Here is a 23,739-nt window from a genome sequence, read left to right as displayed (position 1 = left end):
GTGAAACCAAAGAGAGTCCCGGAGGCAGTTAGCTACGCCCGGTTATGTTACGTCACAGCCCACGAATGCAAATTTACAGTCGCTGAGCTGAGAGTTCTTGGTGGAGGTAATGCAGCGTTACTCGAACCTTGACGCACTGTCAAAATTCTTTCAAAAACTGTGTTCCGATGGCCTTATAACCCCAGATGGGAGGGTTGCCTGCCGGTCCGATCGCTTCCCTGAGGTCGTCAGGCCCTTCAAGCTCGATCAGCGCCTCAACGACCAGATTCGGGCCGAAATCGTCGCTTTGTACCGCTCTGGTGAGCCCTCAACGGCTATTGGTGCCACCTACGGTCTTAACAAGAACAGTGTCATCAAGGTACTTCGCGAAGCCGGGATACCGATCCGCCGGCAGAGTCTCACCAGTGAGCAGATCGACGACGCTATCCGTCTCTACAGAACGGGGCAATCGCTCGCCACCATCGGCAGGCAGCTCGGCGTCGACCACGGCACTGTCTGGCGGGCGCTTAGGAAGCGGAGAGTGAAGCTGCGAGATACGCACGGACGAGACGTCGGTTCTCCATCGCCTCGCGGCGAACCTTGAGTCGGGCGGGCCTGAGATCAGCCAACTGTCACCCGGCGGCGCGGCGCAGCACTCAGCCATAGGTTGGGAATTCATCGCCGAATACAACGCGCCAAAGCCGAATAGCTTCCTTGTGGTCTCCGCTCGCCTCCGCTGCATTTGCCTTCGCGGCGCGTCCTCGCGCGCTCTCAAGATTCAGCAGCAGCGCAGTTCGTCCGGCCGACGTCAAGTACGAAGACAGGTCGCCACCGTGCCCGGCGGGATCCATCACTGTCAAGTTGTACTGAGCCCACTGGAAGAACTTCTCGCATGCGTCGCGCGAATCACTGCCAAGACTTGAGAAAACCGTCGCCGTCACGACCTCCAGGTGAAAGCCTCTGAAATACTTGCTGTGTACGTTGTTCCACCGCTTCAGCATTCGAACCATCGGCTTCAGGCGATAGTTCAAGTCCTTCTGTCGTTGAGCGATCCAATCGTGATGGGAGTAGGGATCAGTCGTCAGCCAGCCCCCGGAACCATTGGGAAGGGCGTAACCGCCGCCGGACCACTTGAAGACCGGTGCTATGTCAACGTGCGGTGCGGCTTTGTAGAACAGGCGGACCGCTTGACCTCTGGCTCCGACCACTTCCACCCGGTATGTGTTCAGGGCATCGCGAACTCGATACAGGAACTTCTGGGAGTCGTACCGGTAGAGGCGATCGAAAATGTCGTCCTTGTTAGTGAAGATCGCCAATACGTCGACGTCGTCGAGTGGACGGATAATTGTGTCGCGGCCCGCTGATCCCATCAAGTACGTTGTCTTGAGGGGCAGGTCACTCGATGGTGGAAATGCATCCTCAAGGTATTCCGTCGTCTTGCTCTGTCGGCCCTTGACGGCCTCCTTCTGCAAATCAGTGAGAACTAGCTTTTCTTTGAACTCCTCAAAAGCCTTCGTGGTAGTGAGAGCCATTAGCTGTCTTCCCGTTTCGCTCGCGAAGACACCTGACGCGCAGCAGAATGCATTGCACGCTCATTGACCTTCCTGCGGATCTTGTAGAGAAGGTCAGGTACCTCTGGCGCAGTCCGCCGAAGATCGAAAAGCCGCTCCTGCCACACGAGCAAGTCTTGACCGTCGATTCTTCCGTCAGTTCCAGTTATTCGCGCTTCGATTACCTGCGCTAGATCGCGCCGCGCGGCGGCAGAGCGCCAGACGCCAGCGACGTCTTGGACAACATCGAGGAACGCGGGAAGTACTGGAAGCGCGACCCCTAGGAGGAACCCAGAAAGCGAAAGCTTTAGAACGATACTCACAACAATCAGAGTTACAACCCAAACCACTGTGGCCACTGCCCACACGATCGCCGTGGTGCGCAGTAAGCCGTCCGTATACGAGGCATTTGCACGCTGTGAGACGGCGACAGAGATGGCACCATCGTCACCTGAATCAATCGGGTACCAATCGAGCAGTTTTTCCTTCTCGGCTTCAGCCCGGATCTGACCATCAGGTCCGGCAACCTTCGCGATGTCTTCGAGCGAAGGCAACGTCGAACGTTGCGCGTTATCTGGCATCTGGAAGACATAGAAGTCGAACTGCTCCTGAACCGATGCCGCCTTCGTTGTCACAGTGCCTTGCACAAAGACCAGTAGTGTTCGTCCGAGGAATAGCCACAGGCCGGCGACCGCGCCTGATACGACTGCCAACGATGGCCACAAGATGGACGCAACTGGTGCACCAATTCCGATCACCACCATGCCAACCCATCGCAACGACAGCCAGCGCTTAGCTCGTCGATAGAGTCGCCGCTGCGCGATCAGCAACCGGAGGGCATCAGCATCGTTCTGCCGCGACTGAATCGTGGTACTTGAGGGCGGTAGATATTCAGGTGAGGCAGTCATCTTCGTGTACTCACTTGTTAAACAGCAGCTTCAACTGCTCGACTGCCCGCACGTGATACCCGTCCTGGTCGTAGTCCTTTGCCTTCCGCGCGCGATTCACGGCAGCGTCGAGCTTTGATATGGCATCCAGCCGATTTGACTCTGATGAGCATGCCCCGAATCGTGAGCCCAGTCCGGTCGGGTCGTTCATTGCGGCTAGTTCGACATCGTGCATCTTCTTGAGGGTCAGATACAAGTCCCAGAGCGGTGAATACGCCGACTCTCCTTCCATATGCTTCGCGGTTCGCATCTCGAGGTAGCAGGAGGAGACTGGCACGTTCCGAAGATACTTCCAGACCTTGACTTGCCGAGCTAGCTTCTTCACCGCACCGTTGTGCTTAGTGTTGATATCGGTGACGTATTTGTTGTGGTCCTTCGGATGAGTGAGCATCCATCCATCGGCAGGATTAGCGATCCAGTAACCACTGGTGGCCGGATAGCCTGGTACCACCTCAACGTCGCCGTCCGAGAACTTGCACACCACAGCCGGCGACGGATGACGATAGTGGTGCTCGTGAATCTGGCCTGCAGCTGCTCTTTGACCTTATTCAACATTGTCCAAGGCGATTCGGGCCGAATGCCTTTGAGAGACACGAGGTAATCGGCGTCGCTATAAAGCCACACGCCCGTCCCGTGCTTCAGAGAACCGATTTCGAACATCTCATGGACGCCAAGGAACGTGTCGAGACGAACTTCGATTGCGGCACGGTGGCCTCGCGCCGCGTCGAACTGAATTGACGACGGCGTGTAATACGTTGTTAGCTCGTCGAGCCATCCGCGCGCCGTCGTCATACTCCCTCACTCCAAACCTCATCGGCGAGGGGTGCGTCGTTAAGTCGGTCGCGGCGCGATCGCCAATCGAGCATGAACCCGTCCATCAGACTGGTGAATCGATCGCCATGATTACGTTCGAGGTAGTGCACCATTTCATGAACGATGATGTATTCAAGACACTCTGGGTGCTTCTTGGCGAGTTCGACGTTGAACCAGATGTGGTGACTCTCCCGGTTGCACGATCCCCACTTGGTCTTCATGCGCCGAATGCTCCACCGGGGCACTGTGACACCGAGGATGGGCTCCCACTTGGCGATGAGGTCGGGGATTGCGGCGCGGAGTTGATGCCGATACCACTGATCGAGCAGCTTGCGCCGGCTGTCACTATCGGATCCTTCTGCGATGTAGAGAAGAATCCGGTCACCATCGACTTCCACGTGCGGTCGTCCGGCCCGCTCGATCACTTTCAGCCTGTGTCGGACACCCCAGACGTAATGTGATTCGCCAGTGACCATCTCACGTTCGGACTGGCGCTCAGCCGCCTGAAGTTTCTCACGTTGCCGCTTGATCCACGGCAGCCGTCGGATGATAGCCAGCCGAACATTGTCGTCGTCGAATTTGATTGGAGCAGCGACACGGACACGTCCCAGTGGTGGATAGACACCAATATGCAGATTCTTGATGTCTTTGTAGATGACGTCGACGTCGATCCCGCTGACGGTGAGGTAGGGGCTACTGGTACTCATGCCGTGCCTTCACCAGTTCGAAAAGTTCATCGAGTCTGTCGAAGTCTGGGGGGAGGGCCTTGCGCATGGCCCGTTTGACTACCTTTTCCTTGAGGGGGTTGCCGATCCAGTCGTGCGGCTTGCTGGTGAGTATCGCGGTATCGACCTGGATCGCGATGGCGGGGTCCGGGAAGGCAAAGTCGATTAAGGCCCTTCGCGCACCGTTGTCTGCCCACTCGGGATAGGTAGTGTCAGACTCGCCCTTGGCAAGTTTCGCCGCCTGCTCGAGCATCTGTGCCAGGTAGTCCTTGTAGTCGAGTGCCTCTTTGCGCCGTTGTTCGATCAGGGCATCGAGCAGCTCCGACATTTTGTCGTAGTACTTCGGGTTGGTGGCGTGCTCATCGATGATGAGCTTGCGCATGTTATTGACGATGGTTTCGGAAACTGCCTCGGGGTCCTTCTTGATTCCTTCGGGCAGCTTGTCGATCGCGCCAGCGCCCTTCTGCAGAATCAGCTGAATCAGGCTGGTGTTCTCGAAGTTAGACACTGTCTCCGACGCGTGGGCGTTGATGTAAGTGTCCAGGAGGTGCCGCATGCCAGCTTCGTATTGCTTGAAGTCGACATCCTCACCGGCGCCAAGCTTGACCTCGTCACGCACGGCCGCGTAGTGGGCGACTTCAGCTTTGATCGCAGCAGCTTCTGCATCGGAGTAGCCCGCGGCAGCCATTTCGTTCGCAAGATTTCCGTATGTTCGCGTCAACGCGGCGACAGCCTTATACAGTTCGACGCGCTTGGGCTCGTTGGCCTTCAGCTGTTCACTGTTGCCTTGCTCCATGGCGCAGAAGAACTGCTGATACTGCAGGGTGTCTTTGGGCGGGGCGACCGGCTCGCACAGGGCACGAATGACCTCTAACGCCTCGTCAAGATCCTCGCGCGCTCCCTCAAGACGGTCCGTGAGCAAGCCATCGATATCTTCTTTCTCGTAGCCTTCGAGCGCGCCGCTGGTGTAATCCGTGATCGCGGATTCCAACGAGTTGAAGAGGTCGCGATAGTCGACAATGTAGCCATAGTCCTTGTCGTCGCCATCGAGCCGGTTGACGCGGCAGATCGCTTGAAACAGACCGTGATCCTGCATCTTCTTGTCGATGTACAAGTACGTCGCGCTCGGGGCGTCGAAACCGGTCAGGAGCTTGTCGACCACGATCAGCAGGCGCATCTGACCCGGGTCGTTGATGAACTTATCTTTGACGTCCTTCTCGAACTGTTCGACCTTGCTCATGGCGGCGTCCTCGGACTCACCGAAGTGGTCAGCCAGCATCCGGCGGTAGATGTCGTACTGGCGCAGCTTCTCGGTCGCGCCGTGGCCGGAGTCCTCTTTCGAGATGTCTCCCGGCTGCGGGGCATAACTAGTGACGATGGCGCACTTGCCCTTGAATCCCGCCTGGCAGAACAGTTCATAGAACTTGCAGGCCTGATAAATGCTCGATCCCACGAGCATGGCGTTGCCGCGGCTGTCCATCAGGCGCGGCTTGGTGTCCATGTCGAGCAGGATGTCATTGACGATCTGCCGGGAGCGCGGCTCGGCGCTGACGACCTTTTGCATGGTGCCCCAACGCTTCTTCAGTTCCGCCTTCGACAGATCGGTCATGCCCTTGGTTTTGGCCTCGAACCACTGGTCGACCTTCTCGGGTGAAGTGAGGTCCTGATCGATGTTGCGGGCTTCGTAGCGCAGATCGAGCACCACGCCGTCCTGAACGGCTTCGTCAAACTTGTAGGTGTGGATGAAGCTGCCGAACGTCTCGATGCTGGTGGCTTTATCAGCCTTGAGCAGCGGTGTGCCGGTAAAGCCGATGAACATCGCACCGGGAAGCAGCTGCTTCATTGCGTCGTGCATCTTGCCCGACTGTGTGCGGTGCGCCTCGTCGATGAAGACGAAGAGGTTGCCTTTAGCCGAAAAGTCTTTCGGGATATTGGAGTTCAACTCGGTGATGAAGTCGGTCTCCTCTTCGTCGCGAGCTGACTCCTCCTCGGATGCACGAAACTTGTGGATGAGGGAACAGATCAGCCACGGAGCGCTCTTGTTTAGAGTGCCAAGCATGTCTGCACCAGACTTGGTGCGGTAGATCGTTTCGTCGACACCCCCGAACACCTTCTCAATCTGCTCATCGAGCTCAGTACGGTCGGTAATCAGGAGAACCCGGGCATCGTCTTGGTGCTCGCGAATCCATTTGGCCAGCCACACCATAGTCAGCGACTTGCCTGAGCCTTGGGTGTGCCAGATGACGCCGCCCTCACGCTTAGCGATGCGTTCTTGCGCGGCTTTGACACCGAAGTACTGGTTGTGCCTAGCCGTCTTCTTGACCCCGGCGTCGAACACCATGAAGTCGTGCACCAGCTCCAGAAGCCGCCTCTTGGAGCACAGCTGTGTCAGTCCCCGGTCGAGCGGCTCGGCAATGTCCGATTCCTCGCGCCACGACAGCCAGTACTTCTCGGACGTATCGATGACCGCGTAGCGCAGACCTTCAACGTCATTACCTGCGAACACGAGTTGCACGGTGGTGAAGAAGGGTCGGATGAAGTCGGCTTTCTGATTGCCGATCGTTTGACGGATGCCTTCAGTGACGGCAACTTTCGAGCGCTTCAGCTCGACCGTGCCCAACGCGATGCCGTTGACATAGAGCACCAGATCGGGCCGCTTACTGTGGTTCCCAGCGATCGTCACTTCCTCGGCGACGGCGAAGTGATTCGCTTCCGGCGTCGACCAGTCGATCAACCAAACGGTCTCATAGTGTTCGCCCACGCCGGCCTTGACCTTGACGCCGTAGCGCAGCAGGCCGTACACATCGCGGTTAGCCTCGTACAGATCACGTCCACCGCCCAGCGAGGCATCACTTTTCAGTTTGTCGATCGCCTTATTGATCAGGCTGTCGCTGTAGCCACGGGCACGAAGATTCTGGGTCAGCAGGTCGACTTCGACGTTTGAGCCTCCACGAGTCTCCCAGTTGCCGAGGTAGTCAAAGCCGAGAGAGTCTCGAAAGAGCCCCACGACGCGGTCCTGGGTCCTCCGTTCGAGCTGACCGACGGTGCTCATGGCCGGTATTCCTCCAGCCGCTCCGGCGACCAGACCTTGTTCGCGAGTGCGAGTACCAGCGTGCGGCGCTCTTGCTGCTCGGCTTTGCCGAACTTGGTATAGGCGCGGAATGGAAGACCTGCGGTGTCAACGAATGACTTGAACTGCGGCTGATGCTGATACGCCGCCTCAGTCAGGCTTGCGGCATAGAGATTCTGCTTCGCGTAGTGCGGCGCCTTCTCGTCAAATGGCTTGGCCTGATAGCTGCGGTTGACATCAGCCGGCAGCAGCAATAACCCGCCAATATGATTCCGCCATTCGTCGAAATCCTGACGTGTCGGGCATTCGTCGGCATAGCGCTCGTAGTTGTCTGCCCAGATGTGTTCAATATCGGCCGGATTCTTGACGGTGCGGTCGACGTACCGGTCGAAGAGGTCCGGCTTACCGGAGTTCAACTCGGTGTATGACGTCAGGCGCGCCAGCAGATGATAGATATAGCGGCGACTAAACTGGTTGAGCCCCAGTTCCGAGATGCCATGCCGACCACGACTTGCACTACCCTCAAACGAGACATCGGTCGCGTCCTGATCTAGTTTGGCGCGCAAGGTGTCGATGAGATCCGGCAGAGACTTGCCCCTGATATCGCGGCAGAGCGTCCACATGGCATAGCTGACGCTCGAATAACCAACCCTGATGTAGTTGACCGTCCGGCGCATCACCCAGATATCGAGATAGGTTGCGGTTGCCGCCAGCTTTCGGCGAACCGTCTCATCATCGTCACCGACGTTGAGCGGGGCGAGCAGTACGGTGCTTTGCCAGGTGAAGTCGTTGTTTGCGTTGTAGAAAACCGGCTCCAGACCAGGTGTATACGCGCGTGACGCATCGAGAATCCGGCGATAGGCCCTGGCGAAAAAGGGGAACTCCGTCGTCATCAGCCGGAGGTTATTGGACGAATCACCGGCGCCGACGCGCTCAGCGTTATCTCGCAACCAACGGTGGAAGGTCGTGCCGATCAGCTCCCAATCCTTATCGGCCGCACCAGCTCTGCGTTCGCGGATCGTATCGGCGTACTTCGCGCGCAGCCACGCCTTCATGAAGGTGGCATCACGCTCGATGTCTGTTTCCGACTTCCACGAAATCAGGTCGAAGACGGTCTTCTTCCAGATGCGATTCGCTTCAGCCCGCTCCGCGCTGTCCTCGATAGGGCCAAGCAGGTACGCCTTGAGCATGTCAACCGGGCTCAGTGGCTTACCGCGGTCGTTCATCGTCTCGAAGATCGAGTACGCATGTGCGTCCGTCTCGGTCGCGATCTCGATGAGCCCCACATTACCGATGAGCCAGTAGATGAAAGTCGCAAGCCCACCATCGAGTTCGGCGACCAAGTCGAGGCCCTGGATGTCCCGATACCGCGCGACAATCGTCTGAATCGACTCCTCTTTGCCGTCTGCGTTGTAGTCGTCGCCGTTGAAGAGTGCTCGTATGACAGGGACTCGTTCGGGGATGTCGAGGTTGAACTTTCGCTCCCCGTAGTCATCGGAGAAGATCAACGGTTCGATAGTCGATGTGACGTCGAGGCCTTGGGCCTTCGCTTCGCGATAAAGGTAAATGAGCAGCAGCGTCAGCGAGGTCACCCGCTGCTGGCCATCGACGAGGTAGCTCTTGTTCCCGCGCTTCGTGACAATGATCGAGCCGAGGAAGTAATCCCCGTAAGTACTCGCCGCTTTCGGGGAATCGCCATCCCGATAGAATGTTTCGAACTTCGCTTGGAGGTCAGAGAGCAGTTCCTCGATGTTCTTGCGCTCCCACTTGTATTCGCGCTGATACTCATCGATCGCGAACGAGCGGGTCTGCAGCAGTTCCTTGATCGACCGGTAGTGTGGAGTGATGCTGCTCATGATGCTGCCTCGTTGACTGGCAGGCGCGTGCGGCCGCTGAGAAGCTGTTGCATCATGCCATCCTTCACCGCACGGGCCTTATGTACTCGGCTTCCGAGCGATCGAATGTCGTGGTCGGTGTCGACGATGACCCTCGCGATTGCGTCCTGTTCTGGCCGAGGCGGGAGGGCCACCTGAATAGCAGCGAGCGCACGGCTACTGATATGCACAACAGCATCCCCTTGCCCCGCACGAGACTTTTGATTGGCGACTTCAGGTGTGTTGGCGAGCAGCGCGAGGTACGTAGGATTGAATTCGGAACCCCTCAAGATGACGATGTCGCCGCCGGCAACGGCAGGAATAGGGCCAATGTAAGCCACGCACTTGCCAATTTCGTCACGAGTTTCCCCTGAGCCGGCAAAGAGTAGGTCGCCACATCGCAACGGTACCGCCGCCGCTGCCACGCCTGGCTCAACGAAAGATTTTGCAGCAGAGGTATAATCGTCGAATTCGGTATAGAGCTCTCCGTAACGGATGCACGGAATTCCACTGTCGCGGACGTCTTCGCGCTTAACGCCGCGGCCCTTGAGAAAGCTGCCGAGCGATCCGAGCGATGCCTGAATCCACGGCTGAGTGAATCCTGGTAGGCGAGTTCTGCCGGTGAGGAGCTGCTGCACTACGCCCTGCTTGATATCCTCCATCTTGACGATTCGGCGCTCGAGGGTGGTGATTAGACTGTCGACATCGATGAGTGCGTCGGCGATTGCTCGTTGCTCATCGAGCGGAGGTAACCAAATGGGCATTAGCCGAAATGCGCCAGCGTTGATATTTTGCTGAGCCCCTCCGATCTGGCTCTGCGTGACGAAGGATTGTCCCTGTTCGGAATTGATGTAGTAGCAGAGGTAGTCGCTGTCGACCAGCTTTGAGTTCGGCCGCGTGATAAGAGTCGTAAAGCTCTGTGCAGCTTCGTAATGCTTCGGCACAACACAGGTTGCTCCTGGGTAACCAGTTCGGGCAGTTATTAGGTCACCCGGCTGTAGTCGCTTGCTACGGAATCCCTTTTCGTATCCGGGATCGATGAAGAGCACATCAGAGTCATCGAGGCGGCCCGACTTGATGTTTTGATTGCGAAGCATCGGGACACCGGTCGACCTATAGGCATGAGTGGCTGCGCTTGCGATCCCAACCATGATTCGCTCGGATACCGCCGCTAGCGGTTCGACGCGCCAATCGGAGGGGATCGTGGACGTCATGCCTCCACTCCCATGTCAGCTAGATGCGCGGCAACTCGTGCCTCAATCTGGACCATTTCCGCATTGAGATCGCTGACCCTTTCGGCGTAGCGCTGACCCAGCTCCCGAATTCGTGCCACGAGCTCATGCGTAAGGGAAGCGACCTCATTGTTAATGCCGGCGGAGATTGCGCGATACCACTTCTCGTGGAGTACAAGCGATTTCACGTCATCCGCAGTAAGGTTGCCGTACTCCTTCAGCACTGTCTCGTCTAGTTCCGCCTGGAGTTCTTTGACGGCCTTCTTGGCCTCGGCCTCAGCGTCGTAAAGGCCGATCAGATGCTCAAGTGCCCTGATCTCGTCAGGGTCCGTGCCTTCTTTCTTGGCCACTTTCAGCCGTGCCGAGGCGAGCGCCTTGCTAATCTTGTCGCCATCCATTGCCTCGACCAGTAAGCCGTCCTCGACAGCGTGTTCCTCGACGTACTCCTCGACAGCGCGCGTGGCTTCCTCCGCGGCGGCCGTCAGCTTGTTGATCTCCTCAGCGGTGTCGTAGTAGTACGTGGACACCATCAGCGACGGCGGGATCAGATCCATCTTGTACTTGGCGGCGCTACGGCCAGAGCCAACGACGAGGTCGGGTGTCTCAGTGAGCTTGCGGTCTTTGTCTTCAATGGTCTTACGCGGCTTGGCTGCATCGAGCCAGCCGTCATTCATGATGAGGAAGACGTCGTCGTGCATGACGCCGTGCCAGTACGTCATCAGCTGCTCGTACACGTCGTACTCGTCTAGCAGCGGTATCGACTTGAACCGCGCGAGAAGATCCTCGCCGATCCCACCAATCAACTCGGTTGGTTTGGTGTCTTGGTCGATCGCGGCCCATTGTGGCCGGTGAGCGGCAAACCACTCGTCAACTACTGCATCAACTTTGGCCGCAAACGTCTTGAACTTGGCAGAGTCGAGCACCTTCTGCTGAACGCTCGCGATATCGACGGCGAGATCGCTGTAGCCGGGGCGATTCGGGGTGAACAATGTGGTGCGCAGACTCGGGAAGGCCTGCCAGTAGGCGTCGAGCGCGTCGAGGTCATGGTCGGGGATGCCGCCGTGCAGATGGGCGCTGAGGTCCTGCAGGTCTTCGGGCTCTGACGAGTCAATGTAGCGCGGGATGTTGAGGTTGTAGTCGCTCTTCGCGTCGGCGATCTCTTTGAGCGGCACCATGCGCGAGTAACGCTCGATGTCAGTCTGTTTGGTGAAGACGTCGACGATCTTGTGGATGTCCTGGCTGCGGAGACGGTTCTTTGGCCCGTCCTTTATGAAGCCTTTCGAGGCGTCGATCATGAACACGCCCGTGCGACCGGCGGCGTTCTCCTTGTCGATGACCACGATGCAAGCCGGGATGCCGGTGCCGTAGAAGAGGTTCGGCGGCAGGCCGATGATGCCCTTGATGTAGCCCCGCTTGAGCAGTTCCTTGCGAATGGTCGCTTCGGCGCCACCGCGAAACAGCACGCCGTGCGGCAAGATGACGGCCGCCTTGCCGGTACTTTTCAGCGACTTGATGACATGCAGCAAGAAGGCGTAGTCGCCGTTCTTCTCGGGCGGGCGGCCAAACTCGAAGCGGCCGTACTCTTTGTCTAGCCCGTTGGTCCACGACTTGACCGAAAAGGGCGGGTTCATCACTGCGAAGTCGAACGTCTGCAGCTGGTCGTTCTTGGTGAACTGCGGACTGGTGATGGTGTCGCCCTTGCGAATGTCGGCAACCTCATTGCCATGCAGGATCATGTTCATCTTGGACAGAGCCCAGGTGGCGTTGTCCTTTTCTTGCCCATAGATGGTGATGCCGCGGGGCGCTTCATCAGCTGCCTTGAGGAGAAGCGAGCCCGATCCACAGGTGGTTATGTGCTGTTTCTGGGCGTGTCTCATCCCTGATGCCGACAACCTTGGCCAGGATCCGCGATACCTCAGCCGGCGTATAGAACTGCCCCTTGCTCTTGCCCGACTCGGTCGCGAAGTGGCGCATCAGGTACTCGTAGGCGTCGCCAAGCAGGTCATCGCCCTCAGCCCGTGAGCCGCGGAAGTCGAGGTCGGCGAAGATGGTCACGAGTGCAGACAGCCGGTCCTGCATCTCCTTGCCCTTGCCAAGCTTCTCCTCGTCGTTGAAGTCGGCCAGGTCGATGACCTTCTGCAGGCCGTTCGCCTCGGCCAGCGCGGCGATGATTTTGTTGAACCGATCGCCGATCTCCTTATCGCCCTTGGCGGCGAGCATGTCATCGAACGAGCCGCCCTTGGGGACGTCGATCAGACTGTCCGGATCGGCCTTGGCTTTGTCCGAGACGTACTTCACGAACAACATCGTCAGGATGTAGTCCTTGTACTGGCTGGCATCCATGCCGCCACGTAGCTCGTCGCAGGACTTCCAGAGTGAGCTGTAGAGGTCGGATTTCTTCAGAGCCACAGGCGAGATTCCCCCATATTATTGATAATCGTTTTCAGTTATACACGACTTCTTGGCTATCCATGCAGGTCAATGCAACCTTTCCAACCTCAAAGGAAAGGCGCTCTAACACGGTTAGCAGCGTAATTGAAATGACCAACAATCCGCGTTAGTCCGACTTGGCTCAAATTAGTGCGCGCCGACAGCGCGGATCTTCATAAGGGCTGCGCGTAGGTCCTCGGGCAGGGGTCGGCGGCGGTCAGAGTCTGATTGCCGTGCTTAATCTTCACCGTTCGGTGACGGCGTGCGGTACGCACGAATTCCTTGATGCTCCAACCAGATCAAGAGCCGCGCTGGTACGTCGAACCCGGCGGTGACACGACGCAACCGTGATCACTTGGGACGCCAACATCACTGCGCGGGCTGGATGAACAGAGTGCGACCTGCAGGCCCCGGACTCGGGTCGTAAAACGGCTCCCATCCGAGCTGCGTCCAGAATCGGTCGGCCTCGCTGTACGCGAACAATCGCCGGCCCCGGTGGCGCTCGGCGAGTGCGTGCACCACCCGCGGTCCGACACCGCGGCCTCGCGCGGCGGTAGCCACCTCGATGAACTGGATCTCCAGGCGCTCGTCTCCAAGCTCCGTTACCTCCCGGTAAGCCGGATTGATACCACCCGGGTCATCGAGTTCGACCCGCGCCACCTCGACGCCGTTCTCCAGCACCTGGACTAACCAGGGGTCCTCTCCGAGCTGTCGGTTCCACCAGTGTTCGTTCTCGTAGGCGACGTCCCAGTCGAACGGCGTCGCCCACCAGCGACCGTCGGTGGGCCCGCGGCGGAGGTCGACGAGTTGCAGGGCCACGGCTATTCCACCGTCGCCGCCGCGGTCCCCAGCGCGTGCTCGACGAGCACCGAGAACCCGAAGTACAAGTGCGCAAGCGCCGACATCGAGGTGAGGAACCCGAACATGTGATAGGCCGCGTTCCCGTCATCGGAGTTGATGTCGATGAGGTCGCCGGCATTGTCCCCGACATGGAGGAAGTCCCCGTAGAAGTAGGTGTTGAACAAGTCCTCGGGGCGAAGGTTCTGGCAGCTGATTGGGAAGTCGTCGGGCCGCGGTTTCTTGAGAGCCATGTCGCAGATGATTGTGGCGATCGTCCGGTTCAGGAGTGCAGCGCGGGCCTTCCGCCACGCGGCCACCACCGGCACCAGGGCAACATCGTGGGCCTTCGCCGCCTTGATGACGAGATCCGAGGCGGTGGTGAATGCGGTGGGCTCACCCTGGTTGTTCAGCTGGCGGAACCGTGCAGCGGCCGCTACGACCAGCTCGTCATCGGGGAAGTCCGGCGTGACGGTCCAGTTCCCGTTGGTGCTCTGCATCTTGAATCCGCCACCGTGTGCCATTGCGCTGTAACCGGCGAGTTTGCGACACCCTGCCACGTAGGAGGTGAGGGCTGCCCGGTCGGTGTTGTCCAGGTCGGGCAGCGCGGGAAACACGGCCGGGTCCGGAAGGGCGAAGGCGTAGGTGAGCTTCTCCCACACGTACCGGAACCCCTTGGCGCCACCGTCCGCGGTCAGGTCGATGTATGGAGGCTCGAACGCAAGCGCAACGGGGTGGATCGTGTCCTCAACCGCTATGGAGTTGAGCGTGACTGTGTCGGCGGACCGGTCCACCACCGTCTCGGTGATCTTCCGGCAAGAGATGTTCTTGCGGTCGGGTCCGTGCTCGATCGTCATGAAGCCTGGCTCGCGGCGAAGCGCCGGCTGCTGGGCCGGTCGCGCCGGGACCGGTGTGCCGTTGCGGCGGGCTTCCCTGGCGGCTCTCCGGCGGGCCGCTCGATTCATGCCGTCGGGGTAAGTCATGAAGATGAGGGTACGAGCTGGCCCCGACACCACGGCCCGGGCTTACGCAGCGGGTCACCTGCCCGTTACTGCTTTCTGATTTAGAGAACGCAAACCATATGGCGGGAGAAGCGGGTGCGGATCGAACTCCCTAATGATGCCGACGTGGCCATGGGCGACCTGGAGACGTTCCTCGACTACGCCATGGAAAAGGTGCCGGCGAGCGTTGCCAGAACTCGGGCGCCAGGATTGGAAGGGGGAGTGTCGAACAGGGCAGAACAAAAAACTACACGTTAACTCTTGCGGCTCCGCAAGGAAATTACGGCTGCTGACTACGAACAAGAACATCAAAATTATGCCCGAAAGAGATAGACCGTGGATATTTGGATCGCGATCTCTGGACTCAGCAACTGCGTTGATAGCGACAATTGAGAAAATAGCGATAATAAGTCCGGCGCACGCTAGTGACGTAATCAGCTTTCGCCTCTGACGCTTGCGCGAATGAACAGTGATAATAAATACAATTATCGCCAGCAACGGCAGAATTGGGGGAATACTCATCAATATTCCTAATATATCATGGGTTGCATTCAGCGAAAACCGTCGGCCAGAACCCAACATTCGGCCGACTGGGTTCAAGGTGCCATTCAGTGCGCATTTTTGACCACCAGAAACTTGCATGGCACGCCCATTGATTCCACGCACTCCAGTACTGATCCCCGCCCCAGTTGAGATTGGCCTTGTGATACATCTCATCAAACGACGCTTGGACGTTAGCGAAAGCTGTAAAGAACCCACACGTCGTGGGAGTTACTGCCAGCCGTTTCACGCCCCCCTGGTTCATCCAGTGCCACGACTCAACATATTCTCCACAAGGAGACGAGACCGCCTTCTGGACGTCGCCAGGATTAGCCGCACGATCCGGCGCCGCCACAGCGGCTCGATTTAGAAAATCGCTACATCGAGGAATGCCCGGTGTCCATCCGTCAGCATTCGTCTTCAGAAATGCGTTAGGCAACCATGCGCCATTGCCTAATCGATCCCATATGTCTATTACTTTGTCGCCATTCCCGACGGCCTGGCCTTGCGCTTCACAAACAACAGTCGCCCAGTCCCCATCAGCAAGTGCCGCTCCAACCTGGCCTGAGCCCATTGCTGGCGCACTCTGCGGGAATATTCCGATTCTCGTCCATTGCACCTGCAGTCGTGTTTCAGCTTGCGCTTTAGGCATGGTTTGCAAACTTACACACACAATTAGCACCATAATGCTGGCCAGAAAAGCGAGGCGACGCGATCGACAAGTAATCGATGCAGCCTTAAGCACGTTGCCCAATGAGAACCCCCGAGAAAATGGTCGTTGAGAGAAGCGTTGAGCCCCTCATGGCCAATGGCAGGTATACACCATAGATGGGCTGGGGCCTACTGGAGGAGACACCCTCCCCTACAGATCAGCCTTCCTGCTCGATCGATAACCACTCATCCAAGCTGATGCCGAACGCCCACGCCTGACAAAGCTCGGCATGGCGCTGCTTTCCGATTTCGGGATCGACCCATTCGACGAACTCACGTTCGGGACGACTGGCGTCGCGCATGTGGATGAAGTAGTCGTAGCCACCGTGACCTGGCTTGCGGTCGCGGGCCAGACGCGGCGGCAACTCCAGCCGATAGAGCGCAGTCCCCCGCACCCCACGATCGAGCAGCTCCGCGTCAGAGTCCAGCACCAATTGCTCAAAGGTTAAGTACTGCAGAGCGATTGCCCGCCGGTCGGCGCTGTCCAGCGCAGCAATGTCCTGGATCAGCAGATCGCGGGAGCTGAGGGTGTCAGCGATGTCGGTACCGTTCTGGCAGTGGTTCGACAGGCTCTCCCCCGAGGCCACCCTCTGCGATCTGCCACACATCGCCGTCGCGAGGGTCGAGCAGGCCGTCATCGACCACTACTTCACGTTTCAACCGGGCGAAGAGTTCGTCACCGAATGTCAGGAAAAACTCGACGCCGCACTCACCGACGCACAAGGCAGCGAGCGAGAGGCGCACGCTGCGCTGAATCGACGAATGAACGAACTCAACGAGAAAGAAGCCCGACTCATCGACCTCGCCGCCGACGGCACAATGCCGGTCGCGAAGATCCGGGCCAAACTCAATGAGATCAAGATTGGCCGCGCCCGCGTCGAGGCCGGACTCACGACGTCTTCCGACCACCTATCGATTGGGGCAGGCGTCCTGCGAGATGCCCTTCGCCTCGTCACGGACATCCACCAGCTCTACCTGAACGGAAACCGTCAGATTCGCGCCAATCTCAACGACACGTTCTTCGAAAAGCTGTACATCGACGATTGTGAGGTCGTCCACAACGAACTCAAGCCATTATTCGCCGAGGCGAAGCAGGCGATGGTGGCTGTCGCCGCAGAAACGAGCAAGGCAACGGATTTCGCCTCTTCAAATACGACCAAGAACAACAAAGCGGTCCCACCCGGACTCGCTGGCATTTTTTTGGCCAACGGTTCGAGTAAGACCGGTCTGGTGGAGCTAAGGGGACTCGAACCCCTGACCCCCACACTGCCAGTGTGGTGCGCTACCAGCTGCGCCATAGCCCCTCAAGTGGTGCCTGTCGAAGCTACACCAATGGCCCCACAGGAACAAAATCGCTGGTCACGGTCTCGGATAGAGCCGGTTACAGCGACCCTTCGACCGGTTCGTGGCCGAGTGGGCAGATCGGCGTGTCCTCCTCATCCTCAGAGACCCTGGTTTCCGGGGCTATCAGCCAGCCCAATGCCGCTACCAGCAGGATCGCTCCGCTGACCATGAAGGCGGTCCTGAACGACAGATGCTGAGCGATCTGGCCGGACGCCATCGATCCAACGATCACCCCCAGGTCAGCCATCATCTGGAAGGTTGCCACCGCGGTCCCGCCCCGGGCCTTGTTGCCGATGATGTCGGCCACCGCGGCCTGTTGCGGGGAAATGAAGATGCCCGACGCCACGCCGGTGACGAAGGCGACGACCAAGAACAGCGGCAACGAGGTGGTCAACCCCAAGAGCACCGTAGTGACCGCCGAAACCGTCAGGCCGACGATCAGCAGCATGCGCCGGCCGACCCGGTCGGACAGGTGCCCGCTAGGGATCACCGCACACACGTTGCCCACCGCAAAGGTCGCCAGCACCAGGCCCGCCATCCCGATGCCGCGGTGCAGCACGTCGACCAGGAACAACGGCACCAGAGCCACCCGCACGCCCAGGGCTGCCCAGCCCGATGCGAAGTTCGAGAACAGCGCGGCCTGGTATGCCCGGTTGCGCAGTGCGGTGCGCACCGATACCACCGGCCCGGTCGCCTCTTCGGGCGCGGCCAGTGCCGAATTTCGCAGGCTCACCAGGACCACGCCCGCAGCGACCAGCAGGGCCGCCCCGTAGATAGCGAAAGGCACCGCCAATCCGAAGCCGGCGGTGACGCTGCCCAGCACCGGCCCGCCGACACCGCCGATCAGAAAGGCACTGGAGAACAACCCGGACACCCGGCCACGGGCATCGGGCGGTGAGATCCGGATCATCAAGCCCAGTGAGGACACCGTGAACATCGCCGAACCGGCGCCGCCGAGCGAGCGGAACACCAGCAGTTGCCAATAGCTCTCGGAGAAGGTGCAGGCCAGCGTCGACAACGCGACGATCAGCAGGCCGCTCAAATACACCCGCCGCTCCCCCAACCGCTGAACCAGCATGCCGCTTGGCGGGGCGAAGATCAGTCGCATCAGGGAGAACGCGGTGATGACGAACGTGGCCGCACTGATGCTGACGCCGAAGTTGCGTGCGTACTGCGGAAGCACCGGCGCCACCACGCCGTAACCCAGGGCGATGACGACGTTGGCGCCGGCAAGCACCCAGATCTCGGTGGGAAGCCGAACGGGGGCCGAACGACCGTCTTCTGTGATCGCACTCACGCGATCACTGTATTCACCACCTCACGAGCAGCTTCCTGCACCTGTGCCAGGTGCTCGGGACCGTTGAACGACTCGGCATAAATTTTGTAGACGTCTTCAGTGCCCGACGGGCGCGCCGCGAACCACGCGTTGGCGGTCGTCACCTTCAGCCCGCCGAGTGGTGCGTTGTTACCGGGTGCCGTGGTGAGCTTTGCCGTGATGGGCTCCCCCGCCAGTTCAGTCGCGGTGACCTGATCAGCGGACAGCTTCGCCAGCCGCGCCTTCTGCTCCCGGGTGGCCGGGGCATCGATGCGCGCATACGTCGGGGCACCGTATTTTTCTGCCAGCTCGGCGTACCGCTGCGAGGGCGTGGAACCGGTGACGGCCAGGATCTCCGAAGCCAGCAAGGCCAGGATGATTCCGTCCTTGTCGGTGGTCCAGGTGGTGCCGTCGGTCCGCAGGAATGAAGCCCCGGCGCTTTCCTCGCCACCGAACCCGATTGAGCCACTGACCAATCCGTCGACGAACCACTTGAATCCGACCGGCACCTCGACGAGCTCGCGGCCCAACCCCGCCACGACGCGGTCGATGATCGAGCTGCTGACCGCGGTTTTGCCGACCGCTGTCTCCCCAGGCCAGGACGGCCGATGGGTGTACAGGTAGTCGATAGCCACTGCCAGGTAGTGGTTGGGGTTCATCAGCCCACCGTCCGGGGTGACGATGCCGTGCCGGTCGGAGTCGGCATCGTTGCCGGTGGCGATCTGGTAGCGCTCGCGATTGGCGATGAGCGATGCCATCGCGTTCGGTGAGCTGCAGTCCATCCGGATTTTGCCGTCGGTGTCCAGGGTCATGAACCGCCACGTGGCATCGACCAGCGGGTTCACCACAGTCAGATTCAGCTTGTACCGCTCGGCGATGGCGCCCCAATAGTCGACGCTGGCCCCACCGAGCGGATCGGCGCCGATGCGCACTCCTTCGGCCTGAATAGCGTGCAGGTCAACAACATTCGGCAGGTCATCGATGTAGGCATTGAGATAGTCGTGGCGCTGCGTGGTACCCAGCGCCCGCGCCAACGGCATCCGCTTCACGGCCTGCAAACCGCCACGCAGAATCTCGTTGGCACGCTTGGCAATTGCGCCGGTGGCGTCGGTGTCGGCCGGGCCGCCATTGGGTGGGTTGTATTTGAAGCCACCGTCCCGCGGCGGGTTGTGCGACGGGGTGACCACGATGCCATCAGCCAGATCACCCGCACGCGAGGAGGACGGACCACCGCTGCCCCGGCCCTGATTGAACGTCAGGATGGCGTGGCTGACCGCGGGTGTCGGGGTGTAACGATCGGCGGCATCGATCATCACCACCACGTCGTTGGCGGCCAGCACCTCCAGCGCCGATACCCAGGCCGGCTCCGACAAGGCGTGGGTATCGCGACCGATGAACAGCGGCCCCGTGGTGCCCTGCCCTGCACGGTATTCGGCAATGGCCTGGGTGGTGGCCAGGATGTGCGCTTCGTTGAACGCCGCATCGAGGCTGGACCCGCGATGGCCCGACGTGCCGAACACCACTTGCTGGTCGACGTTGTCGGGATCCGGTACCACCGTGTAATACGCGGTGACCACCTGCGCGACGTCGATGAGGTCCGAAGGTTGCGCGGGTTGTCCGGCTCGGGGGTTGGGCGCCATGGCGTCGATTGTGCTACCGATTGCGGCCGGGTGCCGGTGTGTCGAAAACCGGACACGATAGTTTTGCCTCATGTTCGGCCACGACAACCGCGAATTGGCCGCCGTGTTCGCCGGAGGTGCCATCGGCACCGTAGCGCGTGCCCTGCTGGCTGTACTCGCCGCGCCTCATCCGCAGCAATGGCCCTGGCCTACGTTTACCGTCAACATCGTCGGCGCATTCATGCTGGGCTACTTCAACACCCGGCTGCTTGAGCGGCTTCCGGTGTCGAGCTACCGCCGACCGTTCCTGGGTACCGGCATCTGCGGGGGTCTGACCACGTTCAGCACCATGCACGTTGAGACCGTCAGGATGCTGCAGCACGGCGCATACGGACTGGCCGCCGGATACACGTTGGCCAGCATCGCCGCCGGTCTGGCGGCGATGTATCTGGCAACGGTGCTGGTGCGCCGGGTGCGGGTACGCGCATGACGGCAGTGAACTGGTTGGGTGTTGCCGTCATCGGTGGTGTCGGTTCGGTGCTGCGATTCCTGGTCGACCGCACGGTGGCCAAGCATGCCGGCAGCGCCTTCCCCTTCGGGACCATGGCGGTAAACATCAGTGGTGCTTGGCTTCTCGGTTTCCTCGGCGGGCTGGCGCTGAATCCGACCGCCGCCCTGTTGGCCGGCACGGCGTTCGTCGGTGCATACACGACGTTCTCGACATGGATGCTGGAAACCCAGCGCTTGGGCGAGGAGCGGCAGGTCTTGTTCGCATTCGCGAACCTCGCAGTGAGCGTGGCGCTGGGTCTGGCCGCCGCGGCCCTGGGGCTGTGGATGGGAGCGGCCTGTGCCCGATAACCATGTCAAGGACTACCTCAAACTGACAACGTATTTCGGTGAGCGTCAGCAGCGAGACGGCCGCTTCGTGGCGGACGAACTGCTCGACCTATACGCTGCGGAGCAAGTGGCCACCAGTGTGGTGTTACGCGGGATCGCCGGTTTCGGTCCGCGGCACCGACTTCGCACCGACCAATCGCTCAGCCAGTCGGAGGATCTGCCGGTGGCTGTTGCCGCGGTGGATGAGGCCGAGAAGATCGCGGGGCTGGCACAACGGGCCGCCGCCCTGACCTCGCACGGGCTGATAACCCTCGAACGCGCCCAATTGGCCACCGCGGCAACAGTTCCGGAGACGGCCAAGCTCAGCATATACCTGGCCCGGCAACTCCGGCTCGATGGAAGGCCCGCCCACATCGCCGTGTGCGACTTGCTGCACGACAGTGGATTTTCCTGTGCAGCAGCCTATCTCGGCGTTGACGGCACCGTCGGCGGCCGGCGGGAAAGGGCCCGGTTCTTCAGCCGCAACATCGAGGTCCCGGTGATGATCATCGCGGTCGGTGATCACCAGCGGGCGAGCGCGGTGCTGCCACAACTGACAGACTTGCTGCCCGGCGCGCTGGTGACGGTCGAGCGGGTCGAGTTGTGCAAGCTCGGTGGCAGGCTGCTGACCCGCCCCGGAGCAGTTCCTACGCACGACGAAGACGGCGCGGCGCTGTGGCAGAAACTGATGATCCACACGACCGAGGACACACTGCACGACGGCAAACCCGTACACCGCGAGATCGTCCGGCGCCTTCACGCCATCCCGCGGAGCCGCGGCGTCACCGTGCTGCGCGCCATCTGGGGTTTCCGCGACGGCCGAGAACCCCACGGCGACAAGCTCTTCCAAGTCGGAAGGCAGGTTCCGGTGACGACCATCGTGGTCGATACCCCGGCCAACATCGCCGCGGCATTCGACATCGTCGACGAGATCACCTCGGAGTACGGAACAGTTACCTGTGAGCGCGTACCCGCACTGATTTCGGTCGACGGCGGCGACCGCGATGGCGGTACCACGCTGGGCCGCTTCACCTGACCGTCAGATCAGACATCCGGACGGAGGAAGGCGTACAGCGCCATGCGTCGGTTCGCCATGTCGTGCTCGCCCAGGAATACAAAGCCCGACCGCTCAGCGGCGCGGCGGGCCTGCACATTGCGGTGGTCGGGGTCGATCATGATGCGCCGGCACAGCGACTCGGCGCTGAAGAGACTGACCATCAACTGTGCCAGCACTGCCGGTGCGGTGCCACGGTTGAGGTGTTCGGTGTCGACGATGGCGGCGTGCAATCCGACGTCGTACGGATCGGCGTCGTACCGAGTGGCTATCGAATCTTTCGCTGCCCAATATAGTTCGATGTACCCGAAGTCCTGCCCGTCCAGGGTCACGATGAACGGCCGGGAGTAGGTGCCCTCGATCTGTGCCCGAAGATGCCGTTGCCACCGCTCGGTGGGCCAGTCACATTCCCACGCCTGCGCCAGATGTGGGCGGTTCATCCACTCGGACAGCAGCGCGGCATCTCGCTCAGGGTCGGCGCGGCGAAGGCCGTACGGTTCGCTCAGCCGTGGCGTCGGCGGCTCGCCCACGGCGCGTACCTGCGCCGACAGCTCCGTCAACTCGCGCGGCAACACCGGTGCCTGATCAATCTCGGTCATTTCAGGAGTAACCATAGCGCAGATAGTTAGGATAGCTTTGCCTATCTATAGACCGCCTCGGTAACCGGCCACCGCCGAGTGCCAGAATCGCCAGAAATACACCTTCGAGCGACTAGGCGGTCCAGCATGGCGATCAGCGCTGCGGAACGAACCGAGCTCCGAACGGCGGTCCGCGAGCTACTGCAGGCAGGATGCACCGAGCAGGACGTCCGACGAGTAATGGACAGCGCCGACGACTTCGATCCCGCGCTCTGGCGACAACTCGCCGAACAAGGCGTCGCAGGCATGCTTGTCGAGGCCGACCTCGGCGGCGCGGGCCTCGGCCCGCTCGAAATGGAAGCCGTCGCACAGGAAATCGGGGCCGCACTACTGCCGTCACCGTTCATCTCCAGTGCCGTCGCAGCCGTCACACTCATCCAGGCCGCCGGTACCGAGGAGGACAAACAGCGGCTGCTGCCGGGCCTGGCCGACGGCTCATCGATCGGCACCGTCGCATTCACCGGGCCGCGGGGAACCTGGGCTCCCGACGGTATCGACGTGCACGCTGCAGCCGACGGGACGCTCAGCGGCAGGGCCTGCTTCGTCACCCACGGGCAGGTCGCCGACGTGATCCTGGTCGTCGCCTGCACACCCGACGGCTACGGAGTCTTCGAGGTCGCCCCGGATGCCGCAGGCTTCACCCGCACGGCGGCAACGGTTTTCGACCCGACGGTGCCGCTTTCGACGTACAGCTTCGAGAACACTCCGGCCCGGCGCATCGGCACCGGTGGGTGGCCGGCCGTCCAACATGCCCTTGACTTTGCGGTGGTCGCGCTGGCCGGCGAGCAAGTCGGCGGCGCGCGACAGATCTTCGACATCACCGTCGAATACCTCAAGACCCGAATCCAGTTCGGCCGGCCGATCGGCAGCTTCCAAGCGCTCAAGCACATGGCCGCCGACCTGCTGCTGGAAGTCGAATCGGCGACATCGGCCTCCGAACACGCCGCGGACCAGTTGGCCGTCAACCCCGAAACCGCCAGTGGTGCCGTCGCTCTCGCCGGCTTCGCCTGTGCCGAGGCATTCCAGACCGCCGCCATGCAGGCGGTACAGATGCACGGCGGCATCGCCTTCACCTGGGAACACCCCGCGCATCTGTATCTGCGTCGAGCCCGCACTGCCATGCAATTGTTCGGCGGAGCGGCCGCACACCGCGAGCGTTACCTGACCTCAAAGGAAGCCTGACA

21 protein-coding genes, 1 tRNA gene and 1 pseudogene are annotated in these 23,739 nt (G+C 60.4%); 5 read left to right on the top strand and 18 right to left on the bottom strand.

Features of this window, described 5'->3' with window-relative positions; genetic code table 11:
* Positions 1-109 precede the first annotated feature (109 nt).
* Complete coding sequence (locus tag M2432_RS01640) at positions 110-583, top strand: helix-turn-helix domain-containing protein (protein ID WP_280824984.1); 474 nt, start codon at positions 110-112, stop codon at positions 581-583.
* Between the two features lie 52 nt (positions 584-635).
* On the opposite strand, the gene M2432_RS01635 is transcribed toward M2432_RS01640, so the two are convergent.
* The 17 genes and pseudogenes from M2432_RS01635 to pgm form a co-directional block, all read right to left on the bottom strand.
* Positions 636-1,511, bottom strand: coding sequence for a hypothetical protein (locus M2432_RS01635; protein WP_280824983.1), 876 nt, complete (start codon positions 1,509-1,511; stop codon positions 636-638).
* On the bottom strand, positions 1,511-2,437 hold the full coding sequence (locus M2432_RS01630) for an S-4TM family putative pore-forming effector (RefSeq protein WP_280824982.1): 927 nt from the start codon (positions 2,435-2,437) through the stop codon (positions 1,511-1,513). The genes M2432_RS01635 and M2432_RS01630 overlap by 1 nt, the downstream gene beginning before the upstream one ends.
* A 10-nt stretch (positions 2,438-2,447) precedes the next feature.
* Positions 2,448-2,960 (bottom strand): hypothetical protein, encoded by a 513-nt coding sequence (locus M2432_RS01625; protein ID WP_280824981.1) that lies wholly within the window; start codon positions 2,958-2,960, stop codon positions 2,448-2,450.
* 304 nt (positions 2,961-3,264) lie between these two features.
* The gene (locus tag M2432_RS01620; protein WP_280824980.1) at positions 3,265-3,996 is read right to left on the bottom strand and encodes a SprT family zinc-dependent metalloprotease; all 732 of its coding nucleotides are present in this window, start codon (positions 3,994-3,996) and stop codon (positions 3,265-3,267) included.
* Entirely contained in the window at positions 3,983-7,066 is a 3,084-nt protein-coding gene (locus tag M2432_RS01615) for a type I restriction endonuclease subunit R (protein WP_280824979.1), read from the bottom strand. The genes M2432_RS01620 and M2432_RS01615 overlap by 14 nt, the downstream gene beginning before the upstream one ends.
* Positions 7,063-8,940: a DUF262 domain-containing protein gene (locus M2432_RS01610; protein ID WP_280824978.1), complete on the bottom strand. Its 1,878-nt coding sequence runs from the start codon at positions 8,938-8,940 to the stop codon at positions 7,063-7,065. The genes M2432_RS01615 and M2432_RS01610 overlap by 4 nt, the downstream gene beginning before the upstream one ends.
* Positions 8,937-10,172, bottom strand: a complete 1,236-nt coding sequence (locus tag M2432_RS01605) for a restriction endonuclease subunit S (RefSeq protein ID WP_280824977.1) — start codon at positions 10,170-10,172, stop codon at positions 8,937-8,939. Before M2432_RS01605 ends, M2432_RS01610 begins: the two co-directional genes overlap by 4 nt.
* Positions 10,169-12,067 carry an N-6 DNA methylase gene (locus M2432_RS01600; RefSeq protein ID WP_280824976.1) on the bottom strand — a complete coding sequence of 633 codons (1,899 nt, stop codon included), beginning with the start codon at positions 12,065-12,067 and terminating at the stop codon, positions 10,169-10,171. Before M2432_RS01600 ends, M2432_RS01605 begins: the two co-directional genes overlap by 4 nt.
* Positions 12,000-12,599 carry a type I restriction-modification system subunit M N-terminal domain-containing protein gene (locus M2432_RS01595; protein ID WP_280824975.1) on the bottom strand — a complete coding sequence of 200 codons (600 nt, stop codon included), beginning with the start codon at positions 12,597-12,599 and terminating at the stop codon, positions 12,000-12,002. The genes M2432_RS01600 and M2432_RS01595 overlap by 68 nt, the downstream gene beginning before the upstream one ends.
* 168 nt (positions 12,600-12,767) lie before the next feature.
* A pseudogene (locus M2432_RS01590) lies at positions 12,768-12,919 on the bottom strand (IS1634 family transposase); the annotation flags it as partial.
* Between the two features lie 70 nt (positions 12,920-12,989).
* Positions 12,990-13,439, bottom strand: a complete 450-nt coding sequence (locus M2432_RS01585) for a GNAT family N-acetyltransferase (RefSeq protein ID WP_280824974.1) — start codon at positions 13,437-13,439, stop codon at positions 12,990-12,992.
* 2 nt (positions 13,440-13,441) lie between these two features.
* Complete coding sequence (locus M2432_RS01580) at positions 13,442-14,440, bottom strand: hypothetical protein (RefSeq protein WP_280824973.1); 999 nt, start codon at positions 14,438-14,440, stop codon at positions 13,442-13,444.
* A 1,427-nt stretch (positions 14,441-15,867) separates the two neighbouring features.
* Positions 15,868-16,347, bottom strand: a complete 480-nt coding sequence (locus tag M2432_RS01575; protein ID WP_280824972.1) for a hypothetical protein — start codon at positions 16,345-16,347, stop codon at positions 15,868-15,870.
* A 271-nt stretch (positions 16,348-16,618) separates the two neighbouring features.
* The gene (locus M2432_RS01570; RefSeq protein ID WP_280824971.1) at positions 16,619-16,768 is read right to left on the bottom strand and encodes a hypothetical protein; all 150 of its coding nucleotides are present in this window, start codon (positions 16,766-16,768) and stop codon (positions 16,619-16,621) included.
* Positions 16,769-16,937: 169 nt separating this feature from the next.
* A tRNA-Ala gene (locus tag M2432_RS01565) sits at positions 16,938-17,013 on the bottom strand.
* Positions 17,014-17,090: 77 nt separating this feature from the next.
* The gene (locus M2432_RS01560) at positions 17,091-18,350 is read right to left on the bottom strand and encodes an MFS transporter (RefSeq protein WP_280824970.1); all 1,260 of its coding nucleotides are present in this window, start codon (positions 18,348-18,350) and stop codon (positions 17,091-17,093) included.
* Positions 18,347-20,008: a phosphoglucomutase (alpha-D-glucose-1,6-bisphosphate-dependent) gene (pgm, locus tag M2432_RS01555; RefSeq protein WP_280824969.1), complete on the bottom strand. Its 1,662-nt coding sequence runs from the start codon at positions 20,006-20,008 to the stop codon at positions 18,347-18,349. The genes M2432_RS01560 and pgm overlap by 4 nt, the downstream gene beginning before the upstream one ends.
* 70 nt (positions 20,009-20,078) lie before the next feature.
* Between pgm and crcB (M2432_RS01550) the strand changes: the two genes are divergently transcribed.
* From crcB (M2432_RS01550) to M2432_RS01540, 3 genes are read left to right on the top strand one after another with little or no spacing between them, the layout of a single operon-like run.
* Positions 20,079-20,477, top strand: a complete 399-nt coding sequence (crcB, locus tag M2432_RS01550) for a fluoride efflux transporter CrcB (protein WP_280824968.1) — start codon at positions 20,079-20,081, stop codon at positions 20,475-20,477.
* Positions 20,474-20,845: a fluoride efflux transporter CrcB gene (gene crcB, locus M2432_RS01545; RefSeq protein ID WP_280824967.1), complete on the top strand. Its 372-nt coding sequence runs from the start codon at positions 20,474-20,476 to the stop codon at positions 20,843-20,845. Before crcB (M2432_RS01550) ends, crcB (M2432_RS01545) begins: the two co-directional genes overlap by 4 nt.
* Complete coding sequence (locus M2432_RS01540; protein WP_280824966.1) at positions 20,835-21,899, top strand: DUF190 domain-containing protein; 1,065 nt, start codon at positions 20,835-20,837, stop codon at positions 21,897-21,899. Before crcB (M2432_RS01545) ends, M2432_RS01540 begins: the two co-directional genes overlap by 11 nt.
* Before the next feature lie 8 nt (positions 21,900-21,907).
* Here M2432_RS01540 and M2432_RS01535 read toward each other — a convergent pair whose 3' ends face one another.
* Positions 21,908-22,516, bottom strand: coding sequence for a GNAT family N-acetyltransferase (locus M2432_RS01535; RefSeq protein ID WP_280824965.1), 609 nt, complete (start codon positions 22,514-22,516; stop codon positions 21,908-21,910).
* A gap of 126 nt (positions 22,517-22,642) precedes the next feature.
* On the opposite strand from M2432_RS01535, the gene M2432_RS01530 reads away from it, so the two are divergent.
* Entirely contained in the window at positions 22,643-23,737 is a 1,095-nt protein-coding gene (locus M2432_RS01530; RefSeq protein WP_280824964.1) for an acyl-CoA dehydrogenase family protein, read from the top strand.
* Positions 23,738-23,739: the final 2 nt, after the last annotated feature.

The organism is Mycobacterium sp. OTB74 (assembly GCF_029892685.1).
Lineage (GTDB): Bacteria > Actinomycetota > Actinomycetes > Mycobacteriales > Mycobacteriaceae > Mycobacterium.
The sequence above is the reverse complement of the archived record's forward strand: the minus strand, read 5'-3'. Positions and strand labels throughout refer to the sequence as shown.